Raw genomic sequence first — 26,301 nt, 5'->3', positions numbered from 1 at the left:
TGCTCAAATACTTAATGCATTTGGCATTAATGCAATTGGTATTAAGAGCTGCAAGCTTGAAGCTCGGTAAATTACAGGCAATAAAAAACCCAGCATATAGCTGGGTTTTTTGAACTCTGAAAGCGAAAATTAACGCTTTGAGAATTGTGGCTTACGACGTGCTTTACGTAGACCAACTTTCTTACGCTCAACTTTACGAGCATCACGGGTAACGAAACCAGCAGCACGTAGAGAAGGACGTAGAGACTCGTCAAGTTCCATCAACGCACGAGTAATACCGTGGCGGATTGCACCAGCTTGGCCAGTGTTACCACCGCCCTTAACTGTTACATTGATGTCTAACTTTTCAGTCATTTCAACTAGCTCAAGTGGCTGACGAACAACCATGCGAGAAGTTTCACGACCAAAATATTCGTCTAGAGGTAGTTTGTTAACAGTAATGTTACCAGTACCTACTTTAGCGAATACGCGAGCTGTAGATGTTTTGCGACGGCCAGTGCCGTAGTATTGAGTTGCAGCCATTGCTATAATCCCGTTTAGATATCAAGAACTTGAGGTTGTTGTGCAGCGTGGTTATGCTCTGTACCAGCGTAAACTTTAAGCTTACGGAACATGGCACGGCCCAAAGGACCTTTAGGTAGCATACCCTTAACTGCTTTCTCAATAATCATTTCAGGCTTATGATCTTGCAGCTTCTCAAAAGTAATCTGCTTAATGCCACCGATGAAACCAGAGTGTGAGTAGTAAACTTTGCCTTTAGCTTTGTTACCAGTCACAGTAACTTTATCAGCGTTAATAACGATGATGTAGTCACCAGTATCTACATGAGGCGTATACTCTGGCTTATGCTTACCGCGTAGGCGAGTAGCAATTTCAGTAGCGATACGACCCAAAGTTTTACCTTCGGCGTCAACGACGAACCAATCACGAGTGACTGTTTCAGGTGTAGCAGTAAAAGTAGTCTTCATTTACAAAAACCCAATGTTAAAATTCTGTCTCACATGCTAATGCCACTATTGGCAAAAACACAAAAAATGCCTTTCCCCGCCCCTTCGAGCAAAGAATTAGGCTTTACAACTTCCACCTAAAATGGTGGATAACGAGGGCAGGTGGCGGATTATAGACAAAGATGAGTTAAAAATCACCTAATTTTTAGATTAATTGCTATCTCTTTTAAAAATATTCATCTATCAAACTCTACCCGCTAGCATCAACCTGTTTACTGACACCTACTAAAGAGCTGTTCAAGGCAGTAGCGGCACTTTAATTAACGCGCTAACTATCTACCTATTTGATGCAACTCTGACTTATGGCAGATGTTCCAACGCCAAATAATCATGGGACTGCATCTCTGTTAATCTTGAGCGGCAGCGCCTAAATTCGAAATTCAGTAAGCCTTCGGTATAAATATCTTCTAGTGATACCGCGGACGAAATGATGAGTTTAACGTTCCGCTCATAAAACTCATCAACCATCGCCAAAAATCGCCGTGCGATATCGTCGCCGGTCAAATGTTCGCCCATCTGCTCAACATTACTCAGCAGCACTGTATGATAAAGTCTTGCAACCTCCATATAGTCTCGCTGGCTGCGCGGACCATCGCATAAGGCTCTAAAATCAATTAGTAATACACCTTGAGCTTGCTGGCGTATATCAATCGTCCGTCCATCAATCACTAACCCCAAGGTTGATACTTCTGACTCCGGTGCGAGCTTAGCAAAGTACTCTTGTAAATTTTGCTCAGCCTTGGCATCGAGCGGGGAATGGAAGATCTCAGCTTGTTCAAGTGTCCGCAGACGATAATCGACTCCAGAGTCTACATTCAAAATATCGCAATGCTTATTAATCGCTGCGATTGCAGGTAAGAATCGTGCTCGTTGTAGGCCGTTACGATATAACTCATCGGGAATGATATTAGAAGTTGCAACCAAAGCCACACCTTCAGCAAACAGAGATTCAAACAGTGTGCCTAACAACATCGCATCGGTGATATCAGAAACGAAGAACTCATCAAAACAGATAACCTGATACTTAACGGCCATCTCTTTTGCAATCATCACCAATGGATCACGTTGACCTTGTAAAGCAGCTAAATCGATATGAAGTTGATGCATGAAGCGATGGAAATGTGCTCGCAGCTTCTTTTCACCTGGTAGTGAATCAAAGAAGGTGTCCATAAGGTAAGTCTTACCGCGCCCGACACCGCCCCATAAATAGAGCCCTTGAACATTTGTCTTTGATCTCTTACCAAATAAAGACAACAGTTTATTGCTACTGCGGCCTTGAGAATTTAATGCATTAAGATCGTCATACACACGTTGCAACTGTTTAACGGCTTGCTCCTGTGCAACGTCGTGGGAAAAGTCATCTCGAGTTAGATCTTGTTGATAATGCTGCCAAGGCGTTAAATGCGACACGTAAATCATTCTCTATAAGTAGGGGACAAACACAAATCAGCCATTTTTGGCTGTTTGACGGTTAATTTTAATTAAACTCTGCAGTAAATAGTACCACGGCGGAATGCTGCAATGTATATTTGGCTACATCTCTCTTATTTAAAGTAGTTATTGGAGTCAGTATGGAATGGGCATTAACCTTCGCAGCCTTTGTTATCGGTAGCGTTTTCGGCTATGTGGGACATAGCGTTTTATCTAGGAATAGCAAAGACAAGAGTCAAAATAAGCAATTAGAGCAAACACAATTAGAGTTAAGCCAGTACAAGCAAGAGGTGTCAGATCACTGCGATGATCACGACAAACAGTTGGCAGAGTTAACCAACCTTATTACTAAAGTGAACCAAAAGTGGAGTACATCAGCCAGTGTATTGACCGCGACGCCCCCTAGCACAGTAGCCTCTGAGGCTGAGGCCATCGATAACCACAGCGCTTCAATAGATAGTGCCCATCCCCGTTCTACTTGAAGATGCTCGCTTCAGACACATTGTGCCCGTACAGTGCTTGAACGCTCTCACTTAAATGGTTACTCCCTTTTAAGTGAGTGCAATAACGAAATGGCAGGCACAGAGTCTTTTTAAGAAGCGGCTTATTTAATTAAAAAATAGTCTGTACTCGTTGTTACTGAATTTAGCAAAGGGATGACCATTAGCGGCAATCGCGGCCTTGCCGACAAGGATGAAGACACTTAGGTGCAGCGATAAACTAAAGCCTGCTATTGAAAGTCCATTAAACGCCCACTGGATCCTGCATATTCGGCTAGCACGGGTATATACTAAGAAAGCCCCATCAATTTAAACAAATAAAAATAATGTACTGCTGAATTAACCTTTGTTAATGATTGATGAACTTTTTGATACTCGCTTGAGTCCGACTCAATAACAAATGATGTGATTTTATTAAATGCATGGCAACTGCCTTCATATTGGAAACATATTTACAGAACCATGCTGACATTAGTTTTGAAGAAATTGGAGCAACGTATAAATGAAGACTAAATTATCCTTACTTTCAGCAGCCCTTTTGGGCGCAACATTAACGCTAGCCCCTGTTGTATCTCAAGCAGCGATTCCTTTAGCCGTTGGTGGTGAAGCCATTCCTAGCTTAGCTCCTATGCTACAAAAAACCACACCGGCAGTTGTTGCGGTTGCAGTTTCAGGCACACACGTTTCTAAACAAAAGGTTCCTGATGCATTTCGCTACTTCTTTGGCCCTAATGCGCCAAGGGAGCAAGTGCAGGAACGTCCGTTTAAAGGGCTAGGGTCGGGGGTCATTATCGATGCTAAAGAGGGTTACATTGTTACCAACAACCATGTAATCAAAGGCGCTGACGAAATTCTCATCGGCTTACATGACGGCCGTGAAGTCGAAGCCAAGCTAATTGGCACTGATGCCGAATCTGATATCGCTTTATTACAGGTTGAAGCTAAAAATCTTACCGCCCTCAAACGTGCCGATTCAGACAAATTACAGGTTGGCGATTTTGCCGTGGCTATCGGTAACCCCTTTGGCCTTGGACAAACAGTAACCTCAGGTATTGTCAGTGCCATGGGACGTAGCGGCCTAGGTATTGAGATGCTAGAGAACTTTATTCAAACCGACGCAGCCATAAACAGTGGTAACTCAGGTGGTGCCTTGGTGAATCTCAACGGCGAACTTATCGGCATTAATACTGCGATTGTCGCACCTGGAGGTGGTAATGTCGGTATTGGCTTTGCCATTCCAGCCAATATGGTTAACAACCTAGTTGAACAGATCATTGAACATGGCGAAGTACGCCGCGGAGTACTCGGCGTATTAGGTCAAGACCTAACCAGCGAACTTGCCAAAGGCTTTGGTATCGAAACCCAGCATGGTGGCTTTATCAATGAAGTGATGCCTGACAGCGCTGCAGACAAAGCTGGAATTAAGGTCGGTGATATTATTGTCAGCGTCAATGGGCGTAAGATTAAAAGCTTCCAAGAGCTGCGAGCTAAAGTGGCCACTATGGGAGCGGGCAGCAAAGTTGAGTTTGGCCTAATTCGTGATGGCGATGAAGAAACGGTCACAGCTGTACTCGGAGAATCAACTCAAACGGCAGAAGCCGCAGCTGGCGCAGTGCATCCAATGCTTCAAGGCGCTAAGCTTGAGAACTCAAACGGTTCAGGCGTAAGCATTACTGACGTAGCTCAAGGCTCACCAGCCGCCGCAAGTGGTCTGATAAAGGGTGATGTGATTGTCGGTGTTAATCGCAGTAAAGTGAAAAACCTTAAATCATTGAAATCAGTACTTGAAGATCAAAAGGGTTCTGTCGCGCTAAAAATTCAGCGAGATAATACCAGTATCTATTTGATCCTTCGCTAACCGGCTCCCTTGTAAAAATAGCCGAGTGATTAACTCGGCTATTTTATGCTTGCCCAGAGCTAACATACTGCGTGCTAGCTTCAAACATGTTAATCTAACTCACCTTTTCAGTATTACTCCCAGACATGATGATTAAAGACACTCTTATATATGTCAGTAAAGCCATAGCATTTGGCCTTATCATGGCTGCAGTTATCATTATTGTGATGCCTTTAATTACCGGGCAAAGCCTCACCAATGGTTTATTCAATCGCGCGGTAACCAGTAGCAACGAACTCTCTTTTGCAACAGCTGTGCGCAGGGCTGCTCCCGCTGTTGTCAATATTTACAGCCTTAGCATAGATCAAAGAAAACCGCTTAAGCCTAGCTCACTGCAAGGTCTCGGTTCCGGTGTGATAATGAGTAAAGAGGGCTACATACTCACTAACTACCATGTCATCAAGCAAGCCGATGAGATTGTCGTTGCCCTGCAAGATGGTAGAAAGTTCACCTCTGAAGTTGTCGGCAGTGATCCTGAAACCGATTTAGCAGTACTAAAAATAGAAGGTGACAATCTGCCCTTAGTGCCGCTAGAGCTCGACGTTCCAGCTCGCGTTGGTGACGTTGTACTTGCAATTGGTAACCCATACAACTTAGGCCAAACGATTACCCAAGGTATTATCAGTGCAACCGGTCGAAATGGGCTGAGCTCAGGCTACCTTGATTTTCTACAAACTGACGCCGCGATTAACGCTGGTAACTCAGGCGGCGCGCTTATCGATACCACCGGGCAACTCGTGGGGATTAATACTGCGGCTTTTCAAATTGGTAATGAAAGTGGCACCCATGGTATTAGTTTCGCGATCCCGATTAAACTTGCCCACAGTATTATGGGCAAGCTAATTCAAGATGGTCGCGTAATTCGTGGTGCCTTAGGTATTGGCGGCGAAGCTGTTGGCCCGGTTATGGCGCAGATCCTCAACATTCCAGATCTGACTGGTGTTCTCATCACCAGTATTGACCCTGTTGGACCCGCAGCCAAAGCAAAACTACGAAAGCGCGATGTAATTACTCATTACCAAGGCGAAGCCATTCCAGGTGTAGAGATGCTGATGGATAGAATTGCAGAAACCCCGCCAGGCAAAGAGGTCAAGCTGACAATTATTCGTGAAGGGAAATCTTACGATGTACCTGTAGTCATCGCAGAGAAGCCTGTTCACTATAATTAGCAGCTAAATGCACTGCGTTTAGCCCTAAAAAAGCCTGCAGTTAGCATAATGCCGTTCACTTAACGTTAACGGCTTTCTTTTTTATGGGATATCGGTCCTTTGAACACTTCAACACTCTAGGGTAACTACGCTCCCTTTTCCCCTCTAAAATAAACTGTTTAGCATTCTTTTCTATATCAAAGATTACCTTAGGGATATTGCCGGGAGATATGCTAGGAAGTTGGGATAGTTTAAAAATAATATGCGACGACGCTTCTCTAAAACTCAATTGGTTAGGGAAGACCCCTTTTAATGAATGCGCCATCAATACCATTAGCGCAATATAAGAAAGGAAAAGTTTAGCTAGCCGTAAACACTGAGTTAACAGTTGATATTGCGGTGGGATACCCTCAGAAAATACAATAACGTATAGTTCAGACCATTCATGGAAAGCATGAGAGAATCCAAAAATGGCTAACGCCCACAAAGTTGGTGCAACTTTTAACTGACTATAACGAAAATTACGAAATGCAACCGCACAGCCGATAGAGAAAAATACTAGGCCGTAAAAAGGTAGATGTTAAAAGTCACGAAAATAGGCATGTGAAAAAGATAACATTGTAAAGATCACTTTAGCTTGATCTTGTTCCTATTTATCTCCTCAGCAACTTGCGCTAGCTCATAAAACAAAAAACCATTTAGGCTATAACACCTAAATGGTTCTTATTCAGTAATATTGTGCTAAACGGTTATTTTACTCGCTTAACATCACCACCAAGACCTTTAAACTTATCTTCGATGTGCTCGTAACCACGATCTAAATGATAGATTCGGTCAACCGTTGTAGTACCGTCAGCAACAAGGCCGGCAATCACTAAACTAGCAGAAGCACGCAGATCCGTAGCCATCACTTGAGCGCCATTAAGCTTTTCAATACCGTGAATAATACAGGTGTTCCCCTCTAACTCCATGGTTGCCCCCATACGGCTCAACTCTGGGACGTGCATAAAACGGTTCTCGAAAATAGTTTCAGTAATCGTCGCAGTACCTTCAGCTAAAGCATTCAGCACACAAAACTGTGCTTGCATATCTGTTGGAAAGCCAGGATAGGCAACTGTCTTAATATTGACAGCTTTAGGACGCTGCCCCTGCATATCAAGCTCAATCCAATCATCACCTGTAGTGATTTTTGCCCCTGCATCTTCAAGCTTAGCCAAAACCGCTTCTAACGATTTAGGATCAGCTTTAGTACAACGTATCTTCCCGCGAGTCACTGCCGCTGCCACAAGAAAACTACCGGTTTCAATTCTGTCTGGCATCACTTGGTAGTCACAACCTTGTAATGCCTCAACGCCTTGAATACGAACCGTATGGGTGCCAGCCCCCTCGATTTTAGCGCCCATAGCGATTAAGCAATTAGCTAAATCAACCACCTCAGGTTCACGGGCAGCATTTTCAATCACGGTTTCACCGTCTGCTAAGGCTGCAGCCATGAGTAAGTTCTCGGTCGCGCCAACGCTAATCATATCCATAAAGATATGTGCGCCCTTTAGTCGACCATCAACCCGGGCTTTAATATAACCCTCTTTAACTTCTATCTTAGCGCCCATTTGCTCGAGCCCCTGCAGATGAAGGTTTACAGGTCGAGCACCAATTGCACAACCGCCAGGCAGTGACACATCAGCCTTACCATAACGGGCAAGCAACGGCCCTAAAATGAGTATCGACGCACGCATGGTTTTAACTAACTCATAGGGTGCACAAAACTCATTAAGGTTAGTCGTTGAAATGCAAACTTTACCATTGCCAGAGCGCGTAACCTCAGCACCTAAGCAACGTAAAAGCTCACAACTGGTATTAACATCTCTAAGACTTGGCACGTTAGAGACATTGAAATCAGTCTCGGCTAACACACCAGCCATAAGGATGGGCAAAGCGGCGTTTTTAGCACCTGAAATGACAACGTCGCCTGCAAGCGCACTGCTTGCTTCAATTTTTAATTTATCCACGTTAACTCTCTAAATCCGCAATTACATATTAAAGACTTTTTCACGCTTCCACTGTGTCGGCGTGAAAGCATTAATAGTAATTGCATGTAACTCACCACTAGTAATGTGAGCCATTAATGGACCATAAATAGTTTGTTGCTGCTTTACGCGCCCCATACCGTCGAAACATTCACCGACAGCGACGATTTTGTAATGAGTACCTTCTTGAGTCACTTTAACTTCGTCTAGTGATAACGCTTCTAACAGGATAGCTTCTATATCTTTACATTCCATGGAACTGTTCACCTTACTGTGCTTCTTCAATGAAGAAGTCGTTTAAATCATATAATACGATAAATTTCTTAAGCTGCTCTGAAGCAGAAACCAGCTTTAAACTGGCGCCTCTAGCAGCAAAAATACTGACTAATTCGAGTAAAAATGCCACTCCGGCACTGTCACAATATTCAATGCTCGATAACTGCAAAAATGCAGTATCCACATCCAATAAGTGATTTCTGTCATTCCATAGACTGATTACGGCTTTCTGATCTAGATTGCCATTAATCGCACAAATTATGCCTTGTTGTTGAAAGCTCGCCACTAATTAGCCTGCTCACTTTCACCTAACTCAATATGAGTTTCAGTGCGTTCTATTAGCATCTCAATCACAGGCTCTATGCCTTTTTGACGCACTAAATTGGTGATCTCTGATTTTTTAGAAGACAACAAACTAACGCCCTCTGCCACTAAGTCAAATGCTTTCCAACTATCATCTTTTAAACGTCTAGCTTTAAACTGCAGACTAATATCCGGGCGCCCTTTATCTATAATCCTAACATCAACATTGACCATCTTCTCACCCGTAAAGTCTCTAGCAGGGCTAAACTCCACTGTTTGATTGGTATATTCAGTAAATGCTTGCGCATAGGTTGAGATTAAGTAACCACGAAAAGCTTCTACAAAGCGAGCACGTTCATCTTTTGTAGTTTCGCGCAGATATTGGCCCAATACTTTATAAGACGCATATTTGTAGTCAATATACGGCATTAACTCTTCGGTCACGATAACTTTAAGGTGATCAGGATTATCCGCAATCAACTGCTTATCTTGATTGAAACGGGCAAAGGTTTTTTGAGAAACGGCTTCCACTAATGTGTAGGGGTTGGTTGTATCGATTTCAATGTCTACTGCACCATTGTCTGCAGCTTGAGCTGTAAAACCTAATATAACCGCTGAGGCCAACACTAACCCACGAAAAAAATTGTTAAACATATCCATTACTCCAACTACTAATCCTTAGTGCCTGCACTATAAAGGAATTGACCAATCAACTCCTCTAGTACCAAGGCGGAATGGGTATCATCAATACTGTCGCCATCAACTAACATTTCAATATCATCGTCCATAAAACCCGGAGATAAGCCTAAAAACTGTTCGCCCAATAAGCCTGATGTCAAAATAGATAAACTGCTGGTTTCGGGAAAATACTTGTACTGTTTGTCCATCGACAAGCTGACAACCGGAACCAACCTTTCTGGATCTAACTCAATAGCACTGACACGACCAACAACAACACCACCAACCTTAACCGGTGAGCGCACTTTCAAACCACCTATGTTGTCGAATTTTGCATGCAAGGTATAACTATTATCACCAGTCTTCACTTCAACATTAGCGACGTTAAAAACCAAAATCAAAAATGCAGCCAACCCTGACAATAAAAATAGACCGACCAATACCTCAATCTTCCGTGTCAACATAACTCATTTACCACTCTATTCAATAAATCTAAACAATAATTAACCGCAATAACAACGTTAGAAATTAGTATTAGCTACCAAACATCATTGCCGTTAATAGAAAATCTAATGCCAATACCGCAAGGCTCGACTGCACTACAGTTTGAGTCGTTGCGCGGCTGATCCCTTCAGGATTTGGGATGACATGATAGCCACGATAAAGTGCAATCCAGGTGACCACTACAGCAAACAACAAGCTCTTTATCATGCAGTTAACAATATCTTGTCGCCACTCTACAGATGACTGCAAGATTGACCAAAAGGCGCCACTATCAATACCTTTCCACTCAACACCAACAATGTGACCACCGTAAATACCAATAGCGGTAAACATCAGTGCCAATAATGGCAGACTAATCACTCCCGCCCAAAATCGCGGCGCGATAATCTGTCGTAACGGATCTATCGCCATCATCTCTAAACTTGATAGCTGTTCAGTGCTTTTCATCAACGCAAGTTCAGCTGTTAATGCTGAACCTGCTCGTCCAGCAAACAGTAATGCCGTGACCACAGGACCTAACTCTCGCAATAAACTCAAGGCGACCATCGGCCCCAAGCTCTCTTCTGTACCGAAGCCTACTAAGATATTATAGCCTTGCAACGCTAGAACCATGCCAATAAATAGTCCAGACACCAAAATGATGACCATTGACTGCACACCGATGACATACAACTGCTTAATCAGTAATGGCAGGCCTTTCTTCAACCTTGGCCGATGCGCAATGGCTCCCCAAAGCATTAACCCTGCTCTGCCAAGCCCTGTCACTAAGTCAATAGCGCCGCGACCCAATTTAGCAATTTGTTCAATCATGCCCACTTAACAACTCCTTTTTATAATCAGGCGCAGGGTAATGAAACGGCACGGGTCCGTCTGGTTCACCACCAATGAACTGTTTCAGTTGCGGGTTATCTGCTAAACGCAGCTCATCCGGCGTACCATGGGCAATAATTCTTTTATCTGCTAATACATAAACATAATCAGCAATACCTAACACCTCATCCACATCATGAGACACCACCACAGAAGTAAGGTTAAGAGCATCGGACAGTTCACGAATAAGCTTAACCAACACTCCCATAGAGATAGGATCTTGCCCTGCAAAGGGTTCATCATAAAGGATGATTTCTGGCTCTAGGGCAATGGCACGTGCTAAAGCAGCCCTACGTTGCATACCTCCCGATAATTCAGTAGGCATTAACTTAGCTGCGCCGCGCAGCCCAACCGCTTCAAGCTTCATCAATACAATACGGCGAATAATGGCTTCAGGCAGGCCAGAGTGTTCTCTCAATGCAAAAGCGACATTATCGAATACATTCATGTCAGTGAATAGTGCGCCGCTCTGAAACAGCATACTCATACGCTTACGCAGTGCAAACAGCTCAGTTCGATTGCATTGATGCACATCTGTGCCATCAAAAAGCACTGTGCCCTTATCTGGAGTAAGTTGACCACCAATAAGCTTAAGTAAGGTTGTCTTACCGATCCCGCTTGGTCCCATAATCGCAGTCACCTTGCCCGCAGGGATCGACAAACTGATGTCCTCATAAATGACATGAGAACCTCGGCTAAAGGCCATATTGTGGATTTCGACCAATGAGTTATGCTTTTGAGTCATGCATGAGCCCTGCATTCGAAGTTAGAAACATCCATTTTCCCATACCGCAAAGGAAGAAATTGTACGTAATTGGCCATTGAGGTACAACCAAATCAACACTATCTCGTCTCAATACTTTCATTTTTCTTAAATTACAGCGAAAATACGCGGCTATATCCCAAAATACTAAGAATCGATGTTATTTAATATATTTTTGTTAGTGGCTGGCTTAGGTGCTTTAGTCTGGAGTGCTGATAAGTTTGTTTACGGTGCAGCAGCCTTTGCGCGCAATTTAGGTCTTCCACCCATGTTGATCGGCTTGACCATCGTCGCGATGGGCAGCTCAGCCCCTGAAATGTTTGTCGCAGCGACAGCCTCAATGGAAGGGATGACAGATACTGCGATTGGCAATGTTCTCGGCTCAAATATTGCGAATATCACATTAATTCTAGGAATAACCGCACTACTCGGTGCGATTTCTGTCAGCTCGCAAACCCTAAGGCGTGAAATCCCTTTAATGCTAGCCGCGACGGCGATAGTGGGTTGTTTTTTACACGATGGTTTTCTTACTCGCATTGAAGGTGTGTCTTTGATGGTGCTATTTTTTGCACTAATGGGCTATCTTATTTGGCATGCGCTGACCAATAAAAATCGCGATGCTCTGGCCATCGATGCAGACAATGAGATCCCTGCTAATGTTCCGACAAAGAAAGCCATTTTCTGGCTAGTCATTGGAATGGTACTATTACCATTATCTGCAGATTGGATGGTGCAAGGTGCCGTAGGGATTGCCAAGGCATATCACCTTTCAGACTTAGTTATCGGACTCACCATTATTGCAGTGGGCACCAGCTTACCTGAACTTGCAGCCTGTATAGCAGGCGTTCTGAAGAAAGAAGATGACTTAGCCATCGGTAATATTGTTGGTTCTAACTTATTTAATATTTTAGCGGTACTTGCACTACCTGGCATCATTGCACCTGGCGCAGTCGATGCCGCAGCAAGTACACGAGATTTCTACATGGTACTTGCAACGAGCAGTGCACTTGCAATACTGATCTTATTGACCGGACGCGCACGGCAATTAAAACCGTGGCACGGCGTCGTACTACTGATTACATTTGTTGCATACCAAGCGTTACTTTTCCTATCTTAAATATGGGTGCAGCAACTAAAGCAGTAAATTAAAGAGAGACCAAGAAATGGTAGATGAACAGCAGTTACGCCAATGGGGCACCAAAGTGATTGATATCGAGAAGCAAGCCCTCGATAACCTTCATCAGTATGTTGATTCGAGTGAATTTGCCCAAGCTTGCCAACTAATATTGCAATGTACGGGTAAAGTTATCGTGATGGGCATGGGTAAATCAGGCCATATCGGTAACAAAATATCAGCGACATTAGCCAGTACGGGAACCCCAGCCTTCTTCGTCCATCCAGGTGAAGCTAGCCATGGTGACTTAGGTGTTTTGAGTGAAAACGATATCGTACTTGCTATTTCAAACTCCGGTGAGTCGAGCGAAATCCTAACTTTAATGCCCGTCATTAAGCGTATGGGACTGCCGATGATATCGGTCACCGGCAAGCCAGATTCAAATATGGCAAAACTCGCACAGCTGCATCTTTGTATTGAAGTACCAGAAGAGGCATGTCCTCTTGGGTTAGCACCAACCTCAAGTACAACAGCCACTTTGGTTATGGGTGATGCATTAGCCGTTGCTTTACTGCAAGCACGTGGCTTTACCAAAGATGATTTTGCCCTTTCTCATCCAGGTGGAAGCTTAGGTCGTAAGCTATTATTAAAAGTCAGCGACGTGATGCACAGCGGTAATGAACTGCCTTTAGTAAAACATGATATTTGCATTACCGACGCGCTTTATGAGATCTCTAAAAAAGGCTTAGGAATGACGGCCATTATTGATGAAGCAAACACCTTAGTCGGGATTTTCACCGATGGCGATCTGCGTCGAGTGATTGATGCTGAGGTAAACTTACGCACTACCTCTATCGCTGATGTGATGAGTAAAGGCTGTGTCACAATTACCGATAATGTTTTGGCGGCAGAAGCATTGAAAGTCATGGAAGAGAAAAATATTAACGGTCTTATCGTCATCAATTCAAAGCAACAACCCGTCGGCGCATTGAACATGCTCGATATGGTTAAAGCAGGAGTTATTTAATATGTCTAAGCAAGGATTTTACGGACCAATCAGTGATGACGTTTGGCAAGCAGCCAGCAAGATCAAACTACTGATCTGTGATGTCGATGGCGTATTTTCAGACGGTTTGGTTTACATGAGCAATGCCGGAGAGGAACTTAAGACTTTCCATACCCGCGACGGTTACGGTGTGCGTTCAGTCCTATCTAGTGGTATCAACGTGGCTATTATTACCGGCCGAAAATCACAAATTGTCACAGACAGAATGACAGCCCTCGGCGTCACTCACATCTACCAAGGCGTCGATAATAAGCTCGATCCTTACCAAGAATTGCTAGCGCTTTACGATGTACGTCCTGATGAAGTCGCCTATATCGGAGATGATATGGTTGATCTTCCCGTTATGAAGGAGGTGGGCCTATCTGTATGCGTAGCTGATGGCCACCCATACGTTAAGCAGCATGCTTTGATGACGACCCACATTAAAGGCGGCCATGGTGCACTGCGCGAATTAACAGATCTACTGCTGCTTAGCCAAGACAAGTTTGAGTCAGCTCATGGGATGAGCATATGAATCGCGTCACCCTAGCGATAATCGCCTTATTTGGTACAGCACTGATCCTCTATTGGCAGGTGCAGTCAAAAAAAGGCGATCAAACGTTAGACGTCGATGCAAGCGAGCGGCCCAATTACATCATCGATGACCTACGCAGCACAGAGTACAATGAAGCAGGGTTTGTAAATAGTAAGGTCACAGCCAAGCATATGGAACACTATGAAGATGCCAGTATGACTTACTTCACAGAGCCAGTGTATTTAATCTATCCCGATGATGGCCAAGCACAATGGCGCTTAAGAGCAACGAAAGGCAGCCATAACAATTTAACCGGTAAGGTCTCATTACAAAACAATGTTATTATTGACTCTATTAGCCCTGAAGAGCCGATTCAAACATTATCGACATCTTATTTAGAGCTAGACTTGGATACCATGATAATGACCTCTGATGAAATTATTCACGTCACCGGCAATGAGTTTGTTATTCAAGGTACAGGTCTTTATGCTGACCTTAATGCTCAAAGTGTAAAACTGATCAGCGAAGTCGAAGGGATCTACGATGCTAAATAAGCTGTTCAAAAAAACCAATATACTCACTCGTACTGTCACACTAATGGCCGAGTAGAAGGAAGTTATGAAATACAATCAATCCATACTTGCAGGTCTATTGTGTCTGCTTAGCATTAGCAGCTATGCCGCTGTCGATGACCTTAAGCAAGAGGTCAAAATTGCCGCTGCAAGCCAAGAAGCTGATATCAAAAACAATCAGGTTATCTTTTTTGGCCCTGTAGAGGTGACTCAAGGCTCAATTAAAATGAAAGCTGATGAATTGCGGGTTTTCTCTAAAGAAGCGAACTCAGGGAAAACCCTAGTCGCTACGGGTAAGCCAGCAACATACACCCAAGTCATGGAAGATGGTCGCCCCGCAACGGCAAGCGCCAAAGAGATCCGTTACGAACTCGCGACCAGAACCTTAACCTTGCTAGGTGATGCTACACTCGAGCAAGAGGGTAGCCAGGTCACAGGTAACCGCATTAAGTACAATATTGGTTTACAGCAACTTATTGCAGAAAGCACCGGCCAAGGCAATGACCGAGTGATTACTATCATTCAGCCTGAAGCCTACCAAGAAGAGACTCCTGAAACCCCAGCGGAACCGATAGAAAAGCAGGAGCAGCAATGATCCAAAAAACGCTAACCGCACGCAACTTAGCTAAGAGTTATAAAAATCGAGCTGTTGTTCAAGACGTGAGTTTAACGGTAAAAACAGGGCAAATTGTCGGTCTATTAGGTCCAAATGGAGCAGGTAAAACTACAACTTTCTATATGGTTGTGGGGTTAGTACAGAGCGACAAGGGGCAGATCTTTATTGATGAAGATGACTTAACCTTAGATCCGATGCACCTTAGGGCTCGAAAAGGTATTGGCTACCTGCCCCAAGAAGCGAGTATTTTTAGAAAACTTTCGGTCCGTGACAACATCATGGCAGTACTGCAGACTCGCAGCGATATTGATAATGAGCAGCGTGAAGCGCAGCTAGAAAGTTTACTTGAAGAGTTTCATATTACTCACATACGAGATAGCCAAGGTATGGCACTATCTGGTGGTGAACGTCGCCGAGTTGAAATTGCACGAGCGCTAGCAGCCAACCCAAAATTTATTTTGCTTGATGAACCTTTTGCAGGTGTCGATCCTATTTCGGTCATCGACATTAAAAAAATCATTGAACAGCTAAAAAGTCGCGGCCTAGGTGTGCTTATTACTGACCACAACGTTCGTGAAACATTAGACGTATGTGAACATGCATATATCGTAAGTCACGGAAATCTCATTGCAGAAGGCACGCCTGCCGAAATCTTAGACAACCAGCAGGTTAGAGCAGTGTACTTAGGTGAACAATTCAGGCTATAGTTAATCAACAACATGAGCGTTTAAAGCGCGACACTAGTTAAGTATACTAATATAATCATAGTGTTGGGCCTTTACGCTCTCTTCGCCAAATTAACGAGCTTCAACGTTTAATTACAGTGTAGGGAATAGCGGTAAGATGAAAGCGTCACTTCAGCTCAAAATGGGTCAGCAGCTAACCATGACTCCACAGTTACAGCAGGCAATCCGCTTACTGCAACTGTCCTCTTTAGAGCTGCAGCAAGAGATCCAGCAAGCATTAGAGTCTAATCCCCTACTAGAATTAGATGAAGAGCAATCTGACGGCGAACCTGTCAGCAACGAAGATCGCACCACCAGCGAATCCGATAACTACTCAGAATCAGATAGCGATAACGATTACAGCGCCAGCGCCGAAGTCGATCCCCAGCAAGATAGCGCCGCAGTAGAAACCTCTGATGCATTAACTCAAGACTCAATGCCAGATGAACTGCCGATGGATACCACCTGGGATGAAGTTTATACCGTCTCATCAAATGCAAGTTCCGGCGGGATGCGTGATGACGATATGCCATTCCAAGGAGAAACCAGCGAAGGCTTGTATGAGCACCTTGAGTGGCAAAAGAACTTAACACCATTTTCTGATAACGACCTGGCTATCGCCACCGCAATTATTGATGCTATTGACGAACGTGGTTACCTCACTCAAAACTGTGAAGACATTCTTGAGGCGATGGGCGATCCAGAGATAGAAATTGATGAAGTTGAAGCCGTGCTCAAACGCGTACAGCATTTCGACCCTATAGGTGTAGCCGCTCGCGACTTAAGCGAATGTCTCTTAATCCAACTGGCTCAATATGCGACGACTACGCCACATATTGATAATGCTCGCCTACTCATCAAAGACTATTTAGATTTGATTGCAGGGCGCGATTTTAGACAGTTAATGCGTAAAACTAAGCTTAAAGAAGATGAGCTACGTGAAGCCATTAGCTTGATCCAAACTCTCAACCCAAGACCAGGGCTGGCAGTCACCCGCAGCAAAGATGAATACGTTATTCCCGATGTCTCTGTGGCCAAAAAGAAAGGCCGCTGGGTGGTTGAGCTAAACCCAGATTACATGCCTAAAATTAATGTTAATCAACATTACGCATCAATGGCCCGCAGCACTAAAAGCCAAGCCGATGGCCAGTTTATCCGCGGTCATTTGCAGGAAGCTAAGTGGTTTATCAAAAGTTTAGAAAGTCGTAATGAAACCTTATTAAAGGTCAGTAACTGCATCGTTAAATTCCAACAAGGCTTCTTTGAATATGGTGATGAAGCCATGAAGCCAATGGTATTAAACGATATTGCAGAAGCTGTTGAGATGCATGAGTCCACCATCTCAAGGGTTACCACTCAAAAGTATATGCATACCCCAAGAGGTATTTTCGAATTAAAGTATTTCTTCTCTAGTCATGTCGGAACCGACGACGGTGGAGAGTGCTCATCTACAGCTATTAGAGCGTTTATTAAGAAGTTAGTCGCTGCTGAAAACCAAAAGAAACCATTAAGCGATAGCAAAATGGCGCAACTTTTGGCAGAACAAGGGATTAAAGTTGCTCGTCGTACTATCGCGAAATACCGTGAAGCAATGCTGATCCCGCCCTCAAACCAACGTAAGAGTTTATAACTCAAAATTAGGCACTTGGAGGAATTTTCTATGCAAATTAACCTTACTGGACATCACATCGAGATCACTGCATCGCTGCGTGGCTATGTAGAAGAAAAGTTTACAAAGCTTGAACGTCATTTCGATCAGATCAATAATGTCCACGTCATTTTGAACGTAGAAAAAATGCAGCAGATTGCCGAGGCAAGAATCCACCTTAAAAAAGGGGAAGTTTTTGCCACTTCGGAAAATGCGGACATGTATGCCGCAATCGACTCCCTGATCGATAAATTAGATCGTCAGGTTATTAAACACAAAGAGAAGCTGACCAAACACTAACGATGGAACTATGTACCATCCTGCAGCCGGAGTGCACCACCTGTGCCACTCCGGGCAGTAAGAAAAAAGTACTGGAATTAATCAGCGACATTGCCGCTGTCCAGTACCCTACTCTATCTTCACAAGAGATATTCGAGAGCCTTTTAGCTCGCGAAAAAATGGGTAGCACAGGTATAGGCAACGGTATCGCAATCCCGCATGGACGATTGACTAATATTGACCATCCATTGGGCATATTAATCAAATGCGAAACACCGATCTCTTTTGACTCGATAGATAAGCAGCCGGTCGATATATTGTTTGCACTTTTGGTTCCTGCAGAGCAATGTGAGCAACACTTAGCCACTTTGTCTTCAATGGCTGAAAAGCTTAACGATAAAGCTATCGTTAAGCAGTTGAGAAAAAGCACCAGTGAATCAGAGCTGTACGATTTGATCACTCAATAGCTAATTTAGTCAGGTCTTTAAATAACCTTATGTTATACAACTAGGTTATTTAAAGACCTGAGTATATATGACAGCAATATTATTTATTATCTCCTTCTTGCCTAAGCTCTTGCTTTCACCAACAAAAAAGTTAATCTATACCATAGTACATCTTGTAAACATATATAAAACACTCATTCTAACTTCTATCAGGTAGTCAAAAGATGAAACTCGTTTTAGTCTCTGGTCGTTCTGGTTCTGGAAAATCCGTTCTTTTAAGAATGCTAGAAGATCTCGGCTATTATTGTGTCGATAATCTTCCGTTGCCGATGATGGGAACACTGCTAGAGCAGCTAACGGGTAATTCAGAGTTCGTCGCTATTAGTGTCGATATTCGCAATATGCCAGAGAAAGAGACAGAGCTAGAAAAGCACCTAACCAATCTACCTGAAGGTGTCGAGTTACTCAGCTTCTTCCTAAACTCAAGCGATGAAGTATTGCTTAAACGCTACAACGAAACCCGCCGACTTCATCCACTGTCTCATTCCAATATATCATTGAAAGAAGCCATTCAACTTGAAGGCCGACAGCTAGAACCATTGGCCAAAATAGTCGACCACTATATCGATACTTCAAGCCTCAACATCTACGATCTTAACGATCAAGTTCGTGAGATTTTATTGGGTAATGTTGATAAAGAGCTGATGATCAAGTTTGAGTCGTTTGGGTTTAAACATGGTATGCCAACAGAAGCCGACTTTATGTTCGACGTCAGATTCCTGCCTAATCCGCATTGGGAACCCGAGCTAAGACCAATGACAGGGCTTGATAAACCAGTACAAGACTTTCTCAATCAACGCCCGTTAGTGAATAAATTTATCTGGCAGATAGAGAATCTACTCCGTACATGGCTACCCGATCTAGAACGTAATAATCGCAGTTACCTGACTATTGCGATTGGCTGTACCGGAGGCCAGCATCGCTCTGTGTATGTAACGGAAAGGCTTGCCGAGCACTTTAAAGATGGACGACATAAAGTGACCACTAGCCACCGCGAGTTAAAAAATGCCAACAATTGAACGGCAAGTAACCATATGTAATAAGCTTGGCCTTCATGCTAGAGCTGCTACTAAACTGGTGGTGTTAGCCTCTGAATTTGATGCTGAAATAACAATAATCCAAGGCGAAAAACAAGCATCAGCTGTAAGTGTACTAGGCTTACTAATGTTAGAGACTGGAATGGGTAAATCCATAAAGTTAGTTGCAACAGGAGCAGATGCAGAGCTAGCATTAGAGGCTATATGCCATTTAATCAATGCCAAATTTGACGAAGACAGCTAGCCCTCTTTTCCTGTAAAATTTATCCTTTATACCTCTGACGCAAATCCAATTAATTCAGTGAGCGATTTCTTGAGGCGATTGGTATTACTTACGTTATTATATGCGCCTTTTACACGAGCCTGAGAGGGATCCATGCCGATTGAAGTCTTAGATAATGAAACAACAGATCAACGCCTCAATCAGCTCAATAAAGCATTGGGTAGCGGGATGTTCGTTCATGTCCGCAATATGTTGCAGGACATGGCAGCTACTGATATCGCCTTTATCCTCGAATCTTCGCCGCCACGAACTCGTCAAGTGCTCTGGCAATTGATTGACCAAGAACATACGGGTGAAATTCTCGACGAGCTGGGCGAAGAGCTAAAAGATAGTCTGATCAGTCAAATGAGTCCTGAGCGAGTTGCTAAAGCAGCCCAAAGCATGGACACCGATGACTTAGCCTATATTTTGAGAAGCTTACCTGACAGCGTCTTCAATGAGGTGCTGCAGTCGATGAGCACTCAAGATAGGGTCAGGGTTGAGCAAGCACTCTCCTACCCCGATGATACCGCCGGTAGTATCATGAATACCGATACGGTGACCTTAAGACCTGACGTCAATATCGACGTGATACTGCGCTATTTAAGAATTCGCGGCGAACTACCAGACGCAACCGATATGCTATACGTGGTCGATAAGCATGATCGTGTACTTGGTGGTGTCCGTATTGCCGATCTACTGACATGTAACCCCGATTCATCTATTAGGGATATCATGGCAGCTGATGTCGAACCGATTCCCGTAGGGATGTCAGACAGTGAAGTCGCACAGCTATTCGAACGTCATGACTGGGTATCTGCACCTGTTGTTGATGATGACAACAAGTTGCTCGGTCGTATCACCATTGATGACGTGGTTGACGTTATTCGAGAAGATGCCGAACACTCAATGATGGGTATGGCGGGTATGGATGATGATACCGATACCTTTGGCCCCGTACTAAAAAGTACTTTTCGCCGTTCATTATGGTTAACCGTTAATTTATTTGCTGCGCTACTCGCCGCCTCTGTTAGCAATATGTTTGAAGGCACACTAGAGCAGTTCGCTACCATCGCGATTTTGATGACGATTGTCCCCAGCATGGGCGGCGTAGCAGGTAACCAAACCTTAGCGTTGGTTATTCGTGGTATTGCTTTGGGTCAAATTGGTCAAAGTAACTCCCGTTGGCTTATCGGCAAAGAGCTCGCTATTGGCTTCCTCAACGGCTTACTGTGGTCAGTTTTGGTTTGTGCCGCAGTTTGGGCATGGAAAGGCGATATAACACTAGGAGCAACCATTGGCGGCGCTATGTTGATTAACATGACGGTTGCAGGGCTAGCCGGTGCCAGTATTCCACTTATTCTCAAAAGAATGAATATCGATCCTGCGCTAGCAGGCGGTATGGTGCTAACCACAGTGACCGACGTGATAGGCCTGTTTGCCTTCTTAGGCTTAGCCACAGTGTTTCTACTAAATTGAAACCTGTTGGTTGAATCATACAAATAGCCGCCTTTATCGGCGGCTATTTTCGTAAGGTCATACCAAGAAAGTCCTACAACTTTAGCGGCGCACTAAAACCATAATCAGCTAAAATACTCTGGCCATTTTCAGACAGTACAAACATCGCCAACTTCCAAGCATCCGGCTTGGCCGCTTTTAATACTACCATTCCATAGTTAGCACCAACGGCTAACTCTTTAGGCAATTGAACTACCTTAAGATTTGGCACCTCTTTTTGCGCTAATACTGCATTAGTGCAGTAAGTTAAAAAAATATCGGCGCGCTTGTTCTCCATCACCCAACCATAAGTATTGCGTCCAGCAGGCGCTTTTTTACTATTCTCTCCACCAGTCAGTTGCAACGCTTTAGTTTCTAGCTGTTGCTGCGCACCAGCTGTTAATACATCAGCTTTTGCAAATACCTTCCATGCATAATCACCTGACGGATCAGCTTTAGGTGTTGACGTTCCTAGTCTTATATTACTGCTAAGCATCTTCTGTAGTAAGTTTTGACTACTCAGCTCAATATCAGCTTGAGCGATAGCACACATCTGGTTTTGGGCAAACATCACCACACTTTCAGCCAGTTCATTTCGCTGCAATGTTTGAGGATGCTTGATATTGGCGGAAGCAAAAACATCCACAGCCTCGCCAGCCTCTATCCGCTTCCTAAGCAAGCCTGACGGCGCAAAACTGCTATTAACCGCTTGCCCCGACTCTAGCTGGTATGCAGCTACAATATCTGACATAGCATTTTTCAAACTACCCGCGGCGCGCATCTCAATAGGTGCTGCACTAGCGGTGAGTGGTAAGACTAATAACGAAGCTACAATCCATTTTTTCATGTTAGTTTCCATAAGTGACTTTAACGCGACAATAAATAAAGCAATAACTGAGGGCGATCAAAAAGCATTTATCAATTGAAAACAATCTATAACGCCCTTACGAGACTGTGCATATTCAAGCGCTTGAATGGGATCACTCAAAACCGAGACTCATTAGACAAATAGTCGCAAGCCACCAGCTTACCTTCGCGCACAAAAAAGCCACCTTATCGGTGGCTTGCTCTGTAAATAACACTGACAGTTATTAGTATAAAATTAGCTTAGTGGACTAAGGATAATCTCTACTCGGCGATTCTCAGCTCGACCAGCTTTAGTCTCATTGCTGGTGATGGGTCTATCTTCACCAACACCATGAGAAACCACACGCGCTGATGGCACTTTTTGGCTCATCAAATAACTTGCCACTTCACTGGCTCTGACTTGAGACAATCTTAAGTTATAAGATGCAGCTCCAGAACTATCAGTATGTCCCATGACATTAAGTTTGGTCTCATCATATTCAAGCGCGACCAAAGCTACGCTATTAAGCACTTGCTGCGCTCGCTGACTGAGATCGGTTTGATCTACGCCAAAAGTGACATCATTTGGCATATTCAAAATAATGGTGTCACCGCTACGAGTCACACTCACGCCCGAAGATTGTAGTTGCTTACGCAGCTCTGCTTCTTGGACATCCATGTAGTAACCAATACCACCGCCAAGGGCTGCGCCTGATGCTGCGCCGATTAATGCACCTTTACCTCTATCACTTTTACTTGATGAGGCAACCCCTATCGCAGCACCCGCTAATGCGCCAATCAAAGCACCATTAGTCGCTTTGGCATTTTGCGATTCATTACTGTATGGATTGGTTGTCTGACAACCTGAAACAAACACCGCTGCAACAATACAACTAGCGATAGCACTACTGTGCTTAATACTCATAAACATTACTCCTAACTGTCTTCATGCGAATAAAGACGACAACATATCGAGTGAATTTGTTAGCAGTATATAAGTCGCCAGTGAATAGACAATGCCCAATGCGACAAGCGCTTTAAAATCGTACGACTCTCCTCGTTGCACCACAAACAAGCAAGCTTGCCCTCTTTTGTCACTTTCACCATCACTTAGCTACAACTAGCAAGTAAGAGAATAAGTACAAGCTATTGTTTTAAATGTAAATAGTCTGTTTTTTAAATATGGCACAAAACACGCATACCTATAAAGTAGTATTTGGAGGAAGTGTAAGGATTAACATGAATGACCTGAAAGCTATACCCGTGCTACTTGAAGATGCAGGATTCAGTGGGAGTTTAATGGGCTTTAATCAAGGCATTGATTGCCATTAATGGTCGCTCCCTTAGTAAAATCAATAACACAGAGTAAAGCCCATTAAAGCCCATCGCAGAAGGCTTTGTGCCAGCCCACTTCGTTGTTGCACTCACTTAGAAGGGAATAACCATTTCTACGTCAATGCGCCTAGAATTGAACTGGCACAATGCCTCTGAAACGAGCATATTCAGGTAGTACGGGTATATATTCATTAGCTACCAATGCTTTGTCGATGTCATTAGGCATCTCGGGATCAGCCAGTGGGATGTCGAATAGCTAATATTTCGATTAATTCAAAGTAGTGAACAAGGATAACCAATGACCGTAATCAATCATAGTCGCAACCTCAGTATCATCCATGAGGTCAAAAATAACGGCCGACTCTTGTCGGATGTCGCAAAGCAATATGGTTTATCGACCAAAGTTGTTTATCAACTGGTACGTCAAAGTGAGCAGCAACCAACGAGTCGCACCATAGTATTAAAGTCAGAAATAACGCAATTACGCAATAAAATTAGACAGCTAACTCAAGAACTAACGCTCATGACTCAGTAAGCCTTTGCAGAGGTATAAGTTTATCGTTTAGCCCCCAAACGAAATGATAAAGTTATCGTAATTACAATAATAATCGCGCGTTAATTTCGCTTTTACCTCTGCACCTTTTCCTTTAATAATCACTCCAATATCACAGAATACCTGCAACACATTCAGTTACGCTGCTAAACTTAATAACATATGCATCCAGAGGTAATCTCAATGGGGACTGACTTTGCAAATCCAGTAATCAAGACAACGTTAATTTCAACGGCTTTGGCTTTCGTACTTTCAGGCTGCGTTAGCCAGCATGATTTGATGGTTGAGAAAGGCTTTCCGCTTCCCTATGCCGACGGTTTTGATGACGGTTGTCATAGCGGTAACAAAGCTGGCGGTAGCTTATTCGACGAATTCAAAAAAGATGTCAATCGCTTCAACAGCGACAAACAGTATGCTCAAGGTTGGTCTGATGGTTTTAGACAATGTGAAACAGAGCAAGAGGCAGCGCAGCGTCAAACTAGAATGATAATCGAACAGCAACAGTTACAAGAGCAGAAAAAAGCCAACGATATAAACCAGCAGCATGCACTTGAACAAGAAGTGATGAAAGGCATCAATACCGATGCCCTCAAAAGCCTAGAAAAGTAATAGTAGTACTGGTGAGACGCTAGTTTTTACAACAAAACTAACGTCTCGGGGAGTCATTACAGAATAGTCAATCGATAGCCCAACGACTGAGACTCATCCTTATGCAATACCATGGTGTAATTGCCGGCATTATCAAACTGTATTGGCTCAGATTGATAGAGCAAAGTCAGCGTTTCATTGTCATCTTCAAAAACAACATTTATCTCATATTCTCCAGACGCAATACTGAGTGTTCCCAATTCAGTAAACTCTACATAACTAAGTTTATATTCGGCAGACTCGATAGTTTCTGTCGGTTTAACAAAGTAGATATCGAGCGCCTCATAATCGAAAACCAAATTCGCTAAATCAATTTGATGAGTAAACGCTTGCGGACGATGGTCGTGAGTTAATGTCATGCCTTTGGTCACCCCTGACGCATCTTGGTACAGCAGTATCGACTTGCTCTCATCTTGGTTAAAGGTCACTAACAAATTGTTTGCCAATATTTCATTGGCACTCTTGTCTGTAACCGTCACCCCGTAATCACTGTAACCAATAGCAGTAAAATCACTTAGCTCATATTGTCCGAGATCATATAGATATTGTGTCTCTTGATTACTCGACATAGTGATATCAATTTCTTTGGCATTAATCAGTGCATTGAAAACACGATACTCTGCGTTGGCATCAATATTGGCATATTGGGTCGGACTACCAGTTGAATCAACAGCATCAATGGTGAGCTTGGGTGTTCCTGGGCCAAAGCTATTACGGATCACAAACTTATAAACAGTGTTAGAAGATAAGTCCAACGTTGCTGTTGTATAGATAGGTACACTTGCCCCTGTCTCCGCGAGATAAAGCACATAATCGCCTGTATCAAACATCACTTCACTGGAATAGCTTTTATAGCTAAGCGAGTCCAACATAGCAGCAGCACTAAAGCCCTCGCCGTCTTTACCAAAATAAACATCATAAGTGGCTTCTCCTAACGCAGCATGGGCCACCAAGACTTGCATTTTGCTGTAGTCATCACTGTCATCATCATTCAACTCATCCATCTCTGTGCGGTCATACTGAATATCGATTAACTCTGGTTCACTATAGTCCCCCGTCAAAACAAAGAAATGATCATCACCATTAGCGAACGACAAAGTTGAAGTGTAAAGCGATATCTCATCGCCAGATTCATCACTACCAACCACTTCCATTTCAACCGTTCCCGTGCTGTAAACATAACGGGGTTGAGAATCTGCGTAATTAATTGCGGTATATTGATAATCATCTAAAACGAGGGCGGTTGCCGTGCTATTGGCTGATGCGCTGTAATACTGGATGTATGCTTCGCTGCTTGAATCGCTCTCTTCATCTGAACTACAACCTGTAACTGTAGCCAATGCTAAAAAGAGACAACCCATACTCCGAGGGGTAAAATTCATTTATTTTCCTTAACTAATTAATGACAAACTCACTACCTATGACCAATAATTTACGTCAATAACTGTCAGCAATTGCAATGTAAGGAAAGGCTATATATAGCTTTGTAAACTAGAGTTATTATTTATAATTACAGGAATAAAAGACATCAATATAGCGGTTAAAAATGTGACTAAAGAGTAATAGAGGTTGCTTGTGACAACCCCTCATATATATTATACCAATCAGTATAAGTAGTTGATCTACTCAGAGCGTTTTTGGCGAACTAATTCAAGGCGGATAAATGACACAATGGTTAT

General features: G+C 43.5%; 30 protein-coding genes and 1 pseudogene. 17 read left to right on the top strand and 14 right to left on the bottom strand.

The features are described from left to right. Nucleotides 1–129: 129 nt before the first annotated feature. From rpsI to zapE, 3 genes are all read right to left on the bottom strand, one after another. A complete protein-coding gene (rpsI, locus tag AB4238_RS04035; RefSeq protein ID WP_020910900.1) occupies nucleotides 130–522 on the bottom strand; it encodes a 30S ribosomal protein S9 in 393 nt (130 codons plus the stop codon). A 14-nt stretch (nucleotides 523–536) separates the two neighbouring features. Then, nucleotides 537–968: a 50S ribosomal protein L13 gene (rplM, locus tag AB4238_RS04030; protein WP_020910899.1), complete on the bottom strand. Its 432-nt coding sequence runs from the start codon at nucleotides 966–968 to the stop codon at nucleotides 537–539. Between the two features lie 339 nt (nucleotides 969–1,307). Then, nucleotides 1,308–2,417, bottom strand: coding sequence for a cell division protein ZapE (gene zapE / locus AB4238_RS04025; RefSeq protein WP_372031532.1), 1,110 nt, complete (start codon nucleotides 2,415–2,417; stop codon nucleotides 1,308–1,310). A 161-nt stretch (nucleotides 2,418–2,578) separates the two neighbouring features. Between zapE and AB4238_RS04020 the strand changes: the two genes are divergently transcribed. The 3 genes from AB4238_RS04020 to degS all read left to right on the top strand — a co-directional run bounded on the left by AB4238_RS04020 (nucleotide 2,579) and on the right by degS (nucleotide 6,004). Further along, entirely contained in the window at nucleotides 2,579–2,920 is a 342-nt protein-coding gene (locus AB4238_RS04020; RefSeq protein WP_372031529.1) for a ZapG family protein, read from the top strand. 520 nt (nucleotides 2,921–3,440) lie between these two features. Next, nucleotides 3,441–4,796 carry a DegQ family serine endoprotease gene (locus AB4238_RS04015; RefSeq protein WP_372031526.1) on the top strand — a complete coding sequence of 452 codons (1,356 nt, stop codon included), beginning with the start codon at nucleotides 3,441–3,443 and terminating at the stop codon, nucleotides 4,794–4,796. Nucleotides 4,797–4,921: 125 nt separating this feature from the next. Next, nucleotides 4,922–6,004 (top strand): outer membrane-stress sensor serine endopeptidase DegS, encoded by a 1,083-nt coding sequence (degS, locus tag AB4238_RS04010; protein WP_372031523.1) that lies wholly within the window; start codon nucleotides 4,922–4,924, stop codon nucleotides 6,002–6,004. A 55-nt stretch (nucleotides 6,005–6,059) separates the two neighbouring features. Here degS and AB4238_RS04005 read toward each other — a convergent pair. The 8 genes and pseudogenes from AB4238_RS04005 to mlaF form a co-directional block, all read right to left on the bottom strand. Beyond that, nucleotides 6,060–6,317: pseudogene (locus AB4238_RS04005) on the bottom strand (IS4 family transposase); the annotation flags it as partial. Between the two features lie 415 nt (nucleotides 6,318–6,732). Then, nucleotides 6,733–7,992: a UDP-N-acetylglucosamine 1-carboxyvinyltransferase gene (gene murA / locus AB4238_RS04000; protein ID WP_372031521.1), complete on the bottom strand. Its 1,260-nt coding sequence runs from the start codon at nucleotides 7,990–7,992 to the stop codon at nucleotides 6,733–6,735. A 21-nt stretch (nucleotides 7,993–8,013) separates the two neighbouring features. Continuing rightward, nucleotides 8,014–8,265, bottom strand: a complete 252-nt coding sequence (locus tag AB4238_RS03995; protein WP_044555622.1) for a BolA family protein — start codon at nucleotides 8,263–8,265, stop codon at nucleotides 8,014–8,016. 13 nt (nucleotides 8,266–8,278) lie between these two features. Further along, nucleotides 8,279–8,572, bottom strand: a complete 294-nt coding sequence (locus AB4238_RS03990) for a lipid asymmetry maintenance protein MlaB (protein ID WP_372031519.1) — start codon at nucleotides 8,570–8,572, stop codon at nucleotides 8,279–8,281. Then, complete coding sequence (locus AB4238_RS03985; protein ID WP_372031517.1) at nucleotides 8,572–9,243, bottom strand: phospholipid-binding protein MlaC; 672 nt, start codon at nucleotides 9,241–9,243, stop codon at nucleotides 8,572–8,574. The genes AB4238_RS03990 and AB4238_RS03985 overlap by 1 nt, the downstream gene beginning before the upstream one ends. Before the next feature lie 17 nt (nucleotides 9,244–9,260). Next, a complete protein-coding gene (gene mlaD, locus AB4238_RS03980; protein WP_248973539.1) occupies nucleotides 9,261–9,731 on the bottom strand; it encodes an outer membrane lipid asymmetry maintenance protein MlaD in 471 nt (156 codons plus the stop codon). A gap of 70 nt (nucleotides 9,732–9,801) precedes the next feature. Further along, the gene (gene mlaE, locus AB4238_RS03975) at nucleotides 9,802–10,581 is read right to left on the bottom strand and encodes a lipid asymmetry maintenance ABC transporter permease subunit MlaE (protein WP_372031514.1); all 780 of its coding nucleotides are present in this window, start codon (nucleotides 10,579–10,581) and stop codon (nucleotides 9,802–9,804) included. Further along, the gene (gene mlaF / locus AB4238_RS03970) at nucleotides 10,574–11,386 is read right to left on the bottom strand and encodes a phospholipid ABC transporter ATP-binding protein MlaF (RefSeq protein WP_372031512.1); all 813 of its coding nucleotides are present in this window, start codon (nucleotides 11,384–11,386) and stop codon (nucleotides 10,574–10,576) included. Before mlaF ends, mlaE begins: the two co-directional genes overlap by 8 nt. 175 nt (nucleotides 11,387–11,561) lie before the next feature. Here mlaF and AB4238_RS03965 point away from each other — a divergent pair, with 175 nt between their 5' ends. From AB4238_RS03965 to mgtE, 12 genes are all read left to right on the top strand, one after another. Then, nucleotides 11,562–12,521, top strand: coding sequence for a calcium/sodium antiporter (locus AB4238_RS03965; RefSeq protein ID WP_372031510.1), 960 nt, complete (start codon nucleotides 11,562–11,564; stop codon nucleotides 12,519–12,521). Between the two features lie 46 nt (nucleotides 12,522–12,567). Further along, on the top strand, nucleotides 12,568–13,545 hold the full coding sequence (locus AB4238_RS03960; RefSeq protein ID WP_371991171.1) for a KpsF/GutQ family sugar-phosphate isomerase: 978 nt from the start codon (nucleotides 12,568–12,570) through the stop codon (nucleotides 13,543–13,545). A gap of 1 nt (nucleotide 13,546) precedes the next feature. Next, nucleotides 13,547–14,098, top strand: coding sequence for a 3-deoxy-manno-octulosonate-8-phosphatase KdsC (kdsC, locus tag AB4238_RS03955; RefSeq protein ID WP_372031508.1), 552 nt, complete (start codon nucleotides 13,547–13,549; stop codon nucleotides 14,096–14,098). Further along, complete coding sequence (lptC, locus tag AB4238_RS03950) at nucleotides 14,095–14,652, top strand: LPS export ABC transporter periplasmic protein LptC (protein ID WP_372031505.1); 558 nt, start codon at nucleotides 14,095–14,097, stop codon at nucleotides 14,650–14,652. Before kdsC ends, lptC begins: the two co-directional genes overlap by 4 nt. Before the next feature lie 64 nt (nucleotides 14,653–14,716). Then, nucleotides 14,717–15,265, top strand: coding sequence for a lipopolysaccharide transport periplasmic protein LptA (gene lptA, locus AB4238_RS03945; RefSeq protein WP_371991165.1), 549 nt, complete (start codon nucleotides 14,717–14,719; stop codon nucleotides 15,263–15,265). Then, on the top strand, nucleotides 15,262–15,993 hold the full coding sequence (gene lptB / locus AB4238_RS03940) for an LPS export ABC transporter ATP-binding protein (RefSeq protein ID WP_371991163.1): 732 nt from the start codon (nucleotides 15,262–15,264) through the stop codon (nucleotides 15,991–15,993). The genes lptA and lptB overlap by 4 nt, the downstream gene beginning before the upstream one ends. Before the next feature lie 136 nt (nucleotides 15,994–16,129). Then, entirely contained in the window at nucleotides 16,130–17,641 is a 1,512-nt protein-coding gene (locus tag AB4238_RS03935; RefSeq protein ID WP_372031503.1) for an RNA polymerase factor sigma-54, read from the top strand. Nucleotides 17,642–17,671: 30 nt separating this feature from the next. Beyond that, a complete protein-coding gene (gene hpf / locus AB4238_RS03930) occupies nucleotides 17,672–17,959 on the top strand; it encodes a ribosome hibernation promoting factor (RefSeq protein ID WP_372031500.1) in 288 nt (95 codons plus the stop codon). Between the two features lie 2 nt (nucleotides 17,960–17,961). Continuing rightward, on the top strand, nucleotides 17,962–18,405 hold the full coding sequence (gene ptsN, locus AB4238_RS03925) for a PTS IIA-like nitrogen regulatory protein PtsN (protein ID WP_020910874.1): 444 nt from the start codon (nucleotides 17,962–17,964) through the stop codon (nucleotides 18,403–18,405). 203 nt (nucleotides 18,406–18,608) lie between these two features. Continuing rightward, the gene (gene rapZ / locus AB4238_RS03920; protein ID WP_372031497.1) at nucleotides 18,609–19,463 is read left to right on the top strand and encodes an RNase adapter RapZ; all 855 of its coding nucleotides are present in this window, start codon (nucleotides 18,609–18,611) and stop codon (nucleotides 19,461–19,463) included. Next, on the top strand, nucleotides 19,450–19,725 hold the full coding sequence (locus AB4238_RS03915) for an HPr family phosphocarrier protein (protein ID WP_371991155.1): 276 nt from the start codon (nucleotides 19,450–19,452) through the stop codon (nucleotides 19,723–19,725). The genes rapZ and AB4238_RS03915 overlap by 14 nt, the downstream gene beginning before the upstream one ends. A 132-nt stretch (nucleotides 19,726–19,857) precedes the next feature. Beyond that, the gene (mgtE, locus tag AB4238_RS03910) at nucleotides 19,858–21,222 is read left to right on the top strand and encodes a magnesium transporter (protein ID WP_372031494.1); all 1,365 of its coding nucleotides are present in this window, start codon (nucleotides 19,858–19,860) and stop codon (nucleotides 21,220–21,222) included. 73 nt (nucleotides 21,223–21,295) lie between these two features. Here the strand turns inward: mgtE and AB4238_RS03905 are convergent, their stop codons facing one another. Then, nucleotides 21,296–22,087 carry a molybdate ABC transporter substrate-binding protein gene (locus AB4238_RS03905; protein ID WP_372031491.1) on the bottom strand — a complete coding sequence of 264 codons (792 nt, stop codon included), beginning with the start codon at nucleotides 22,085–22,087 and terminating at the stop codon, nucleotides 21,296–21,298. Between the two features lie 255 nt (nucleotides 22,088–22,342). Beyond that, a complete protein-coding gene (locus AB4238_RS03900) occupies nucleotides 22,343–23,011 on the bottom strand; it encodes an OmpA family protein (RefSeq protein WP_372031489.1) in 669 nt (222 codons plus the stop codon). Between the two features lie 708 nt (nucleotides 23,012–23,719). Here AB4238_RS03900 and AB4238_RS03895 point away from each other — a divergent pair. Next, on the top strand, nucleotides 23,720–23,956 hold the full coding sequence (locus AB4238_RS03895; RefSeq protein ID WP_372031487.1) for a transposase: 237 nt from the start codon (nucleotides 23,720–23,722) through the stop codon (nucleotides 23,954–23,956). 201 nt (nucleotides 23,957–24,157) lie between these two features. Further along, nucleotides 24,158–24,583, top strand: coding sequence for a hypothetical protein (locus tag AB4238_RS03890; RefSeq protein WP_372031484.1), 426 nt, complete (start codon nucleotides 24,158–24,160; stop codon nucleotides 24,581–24,583). 56 nt (nucleotides 24,584–24,639) lie between these two features. Here the strand turns inward: AB4238_RS03890 and AB4238_RS03885 are convergent, their stop codons facing one another. Beyond that, entirely contained in the window at nucleotides 24,640–26,004 is a 1,365-nt protein-coding gene (locus AB4238_RS03885) for a hypothetical protein (protein WP_372031481.1), read from the bottom strand. Nucleotides 26,005–26,301: the final 297 nt, after the last annotated feature.

This window comes from Shewanella sp. 10N.286.45.A1, assembly GCF_041470405.1.
Lineage (GTDB): Bacteria > Pseudomonadota > Gammaproteobacteria > Enterobacterales > Shewanellaceae > Shewanella.
Note: the sequence above shows the minus strand (reverse complement) of the source record. Positions and strands in the feature narration are given on the sequence as shown.

Excerpts from the sequence above, each read along its gene's own strand:
- AB4238_RS03905 (WP_372031491.1), bottom strand. The coding sequence starts at position 22,087 with ATGAAAAAATGGATTGTAGCTTCGTTATTAGTCTTACCACTCACCGCT.
- AB4238_RS03900 (WP_372031489.1), bottom strand. The coding sequence starts at position 23,011 with ATGAGTATTAAGCACAGTAGTGCTATCGCTAGTTGTATTGTTGCAGCG.
- mlaF (WP_372031512.1), bottom strand. The coding sequence starts at position 11,386 with ATGACTCAAAAGCATAACTCATTGGTCGAAATCCACAATATGGCCTTT.
- lptA (WP_371991165.1), top strand. The coding sequence starts at position 14,717 with ATGAAATACAATCAATCCATACTTGCAGGTCTATTGTGTCTGCTTAGC.
- AB4238_RS03895 (WP_372031487.1), top strand. The coding sequence starts at position 23,720 with ATGACCGTAATCAATCATAGTCGCAACCTCAGTATCATCCATGAGGTC.
- AB4238_RS03985 (WP_372031517.1), bottom strand. The coding sequence starts at position 9,243 with ATGTTTAACAATTTTTTTCGTGGGTTAGTGTTGGCCTCAGCGGTTATA.
- AB4238_RS04015 (WP_372031526.1), top strand. The coding sequence starts at position 3,441 with ATGAAGACTAAATTATCCTTACTTTCAGCAGCCCTTTTGGGCGCAACA.
- AB4238_RS03965 (WP_372031510.1), top strand. The coding sequence starts at position 11,562 with ATGTTATTTAATATATTTTTGTTAGTGGCTGGCTTAGGTGCTTTAGTC.
- AB4238_RS03915 (WP_371991155.1), top strand. The coding sequence starts at position 19,450 with ATGCCAACAATTGAACGGCAAGTAACCATATGTAATAAGCTTGGCCTT.
- mgtE (WP_372031494.1), top strand. The coding sequence starts at position 19,858 with ATGCCGATTGAAGTCTTAGATAATGAAACAACAGATCAACGCCTCAAT.
- AB4238_RS04020 (WP_372031529.1), top strand. The coding sequence starts at position 2,579 with ATGGAATGGGCATTAACCTTCGCAGCCTTTGTTATCGGTAGCGTTTTC.
- hpf (WP_372031500.1), top strand. The coding sequence starts at position 17,672 with ATGCAAATTAACCTTACTGGACATCACATCGAGATCACTGCATCGCTG.
- mlaD (WP_248973539.1), bottom strand. The coding sequence starts at position 9,731 with ATGTTGACACGGAAGATTGAGGTATTGGTCGGTCTATTTTTATTGTCA.
- mlaE (WP_372031514.1), bottom strand. The coding sequence starts at position 10,581 with ATGATTGAACAAATTGCTAAATTGGGTCGCGGCGCTATTGACTTAGTG.
- AB4238_RS03935 (WP_372031503.1), top strand. The coding sequence starts at position 16,130 with ATGAAAGCGTCACTTCAGCTCAAAATGGGTCAGCAGCTAACCATGACT.
- AB4238_RS03890 (WP_372031484.1), top strand. The coding sequence starts at position 24,158 with ATGGGGACTGACTTTGCAAATCCAGTAATCAAGACAACGTTAATTTCA.
- ptsN (WP_020910874.1), top strand. The coding sequence starts at position 17,962 with ATGGAACTATGTACCATCCTGCAGCCGGAGTGCACCACCTGTGCCACT.
- degS (WP_372031523.1), top strand. The coding sequence starts at position 4,922 with ATGATGATTAAAGACACTCTTATATATGTCAGTAAAGCCATAGCATTT.
- AB4238_RS03995 (WP_044555622.1), bottom strand. The coding sequence starts at position 8,265 with ATGGAATGTAAAGATATAGAAGCTATCCTGTTAGAAGCGTTATCACTA.
- kdsC (WP_372031508.1), top strand. The coding sequence starts at position 13,547 with ATGTCTAAGCAAGGATTTTACGGACCAATCAGTGATGACGTTTGGCAA.
- rapZ (WP_372031497.1), top strand. The coding sequence starts at position 18,609 with ATGAAACTCGTTTTAGTCTCTGGTCGTTCTGGTTCTGGAAAATCCGTT.
- AB4238_RS03885 (WP_372031481.1), bottom strand. The coding sequence starts at position 26,004 with ATGAATTTTACCCCTCGGAGTATGGGTTGTCTCTTTTTAGCATTGGCT.
- AB4238_RS03960 (WP_371991171.1), top strand. The coding sequence starts at position 12,568 with ATGGTAGATGAACAGCAGTTACGCCAATGGGGCACCAAAGTGATTGAT.
- rpsI (WP_020910900.1), bottom strand. The coding sequence starts at position 522 with ATGGCTGCAACTCAATACTACGGCACTGGCCGTCGCAAAACATCTACA.
- lptC (WP_372031505.1), top strand. The coding sequence starts at position 14,095 with ATGAATCGCGTCACCCTAGCGATAATCGCCTTATTTGGTACAGCACTG.
- lptB (WP_371991163.1), top strand. The coding sequence starts at position 15,262 with ATGATCCAAAAAACGCTAACCGCACGCAACTTAGCTAAGAGTTATAAA.
- rplM (WP_020910899.1), bottom strand. The coding sequence starts at position 968 with ATGAAGACTACTTTTACTGCTACACCTGAAACAGTCACTCGTGATTGG.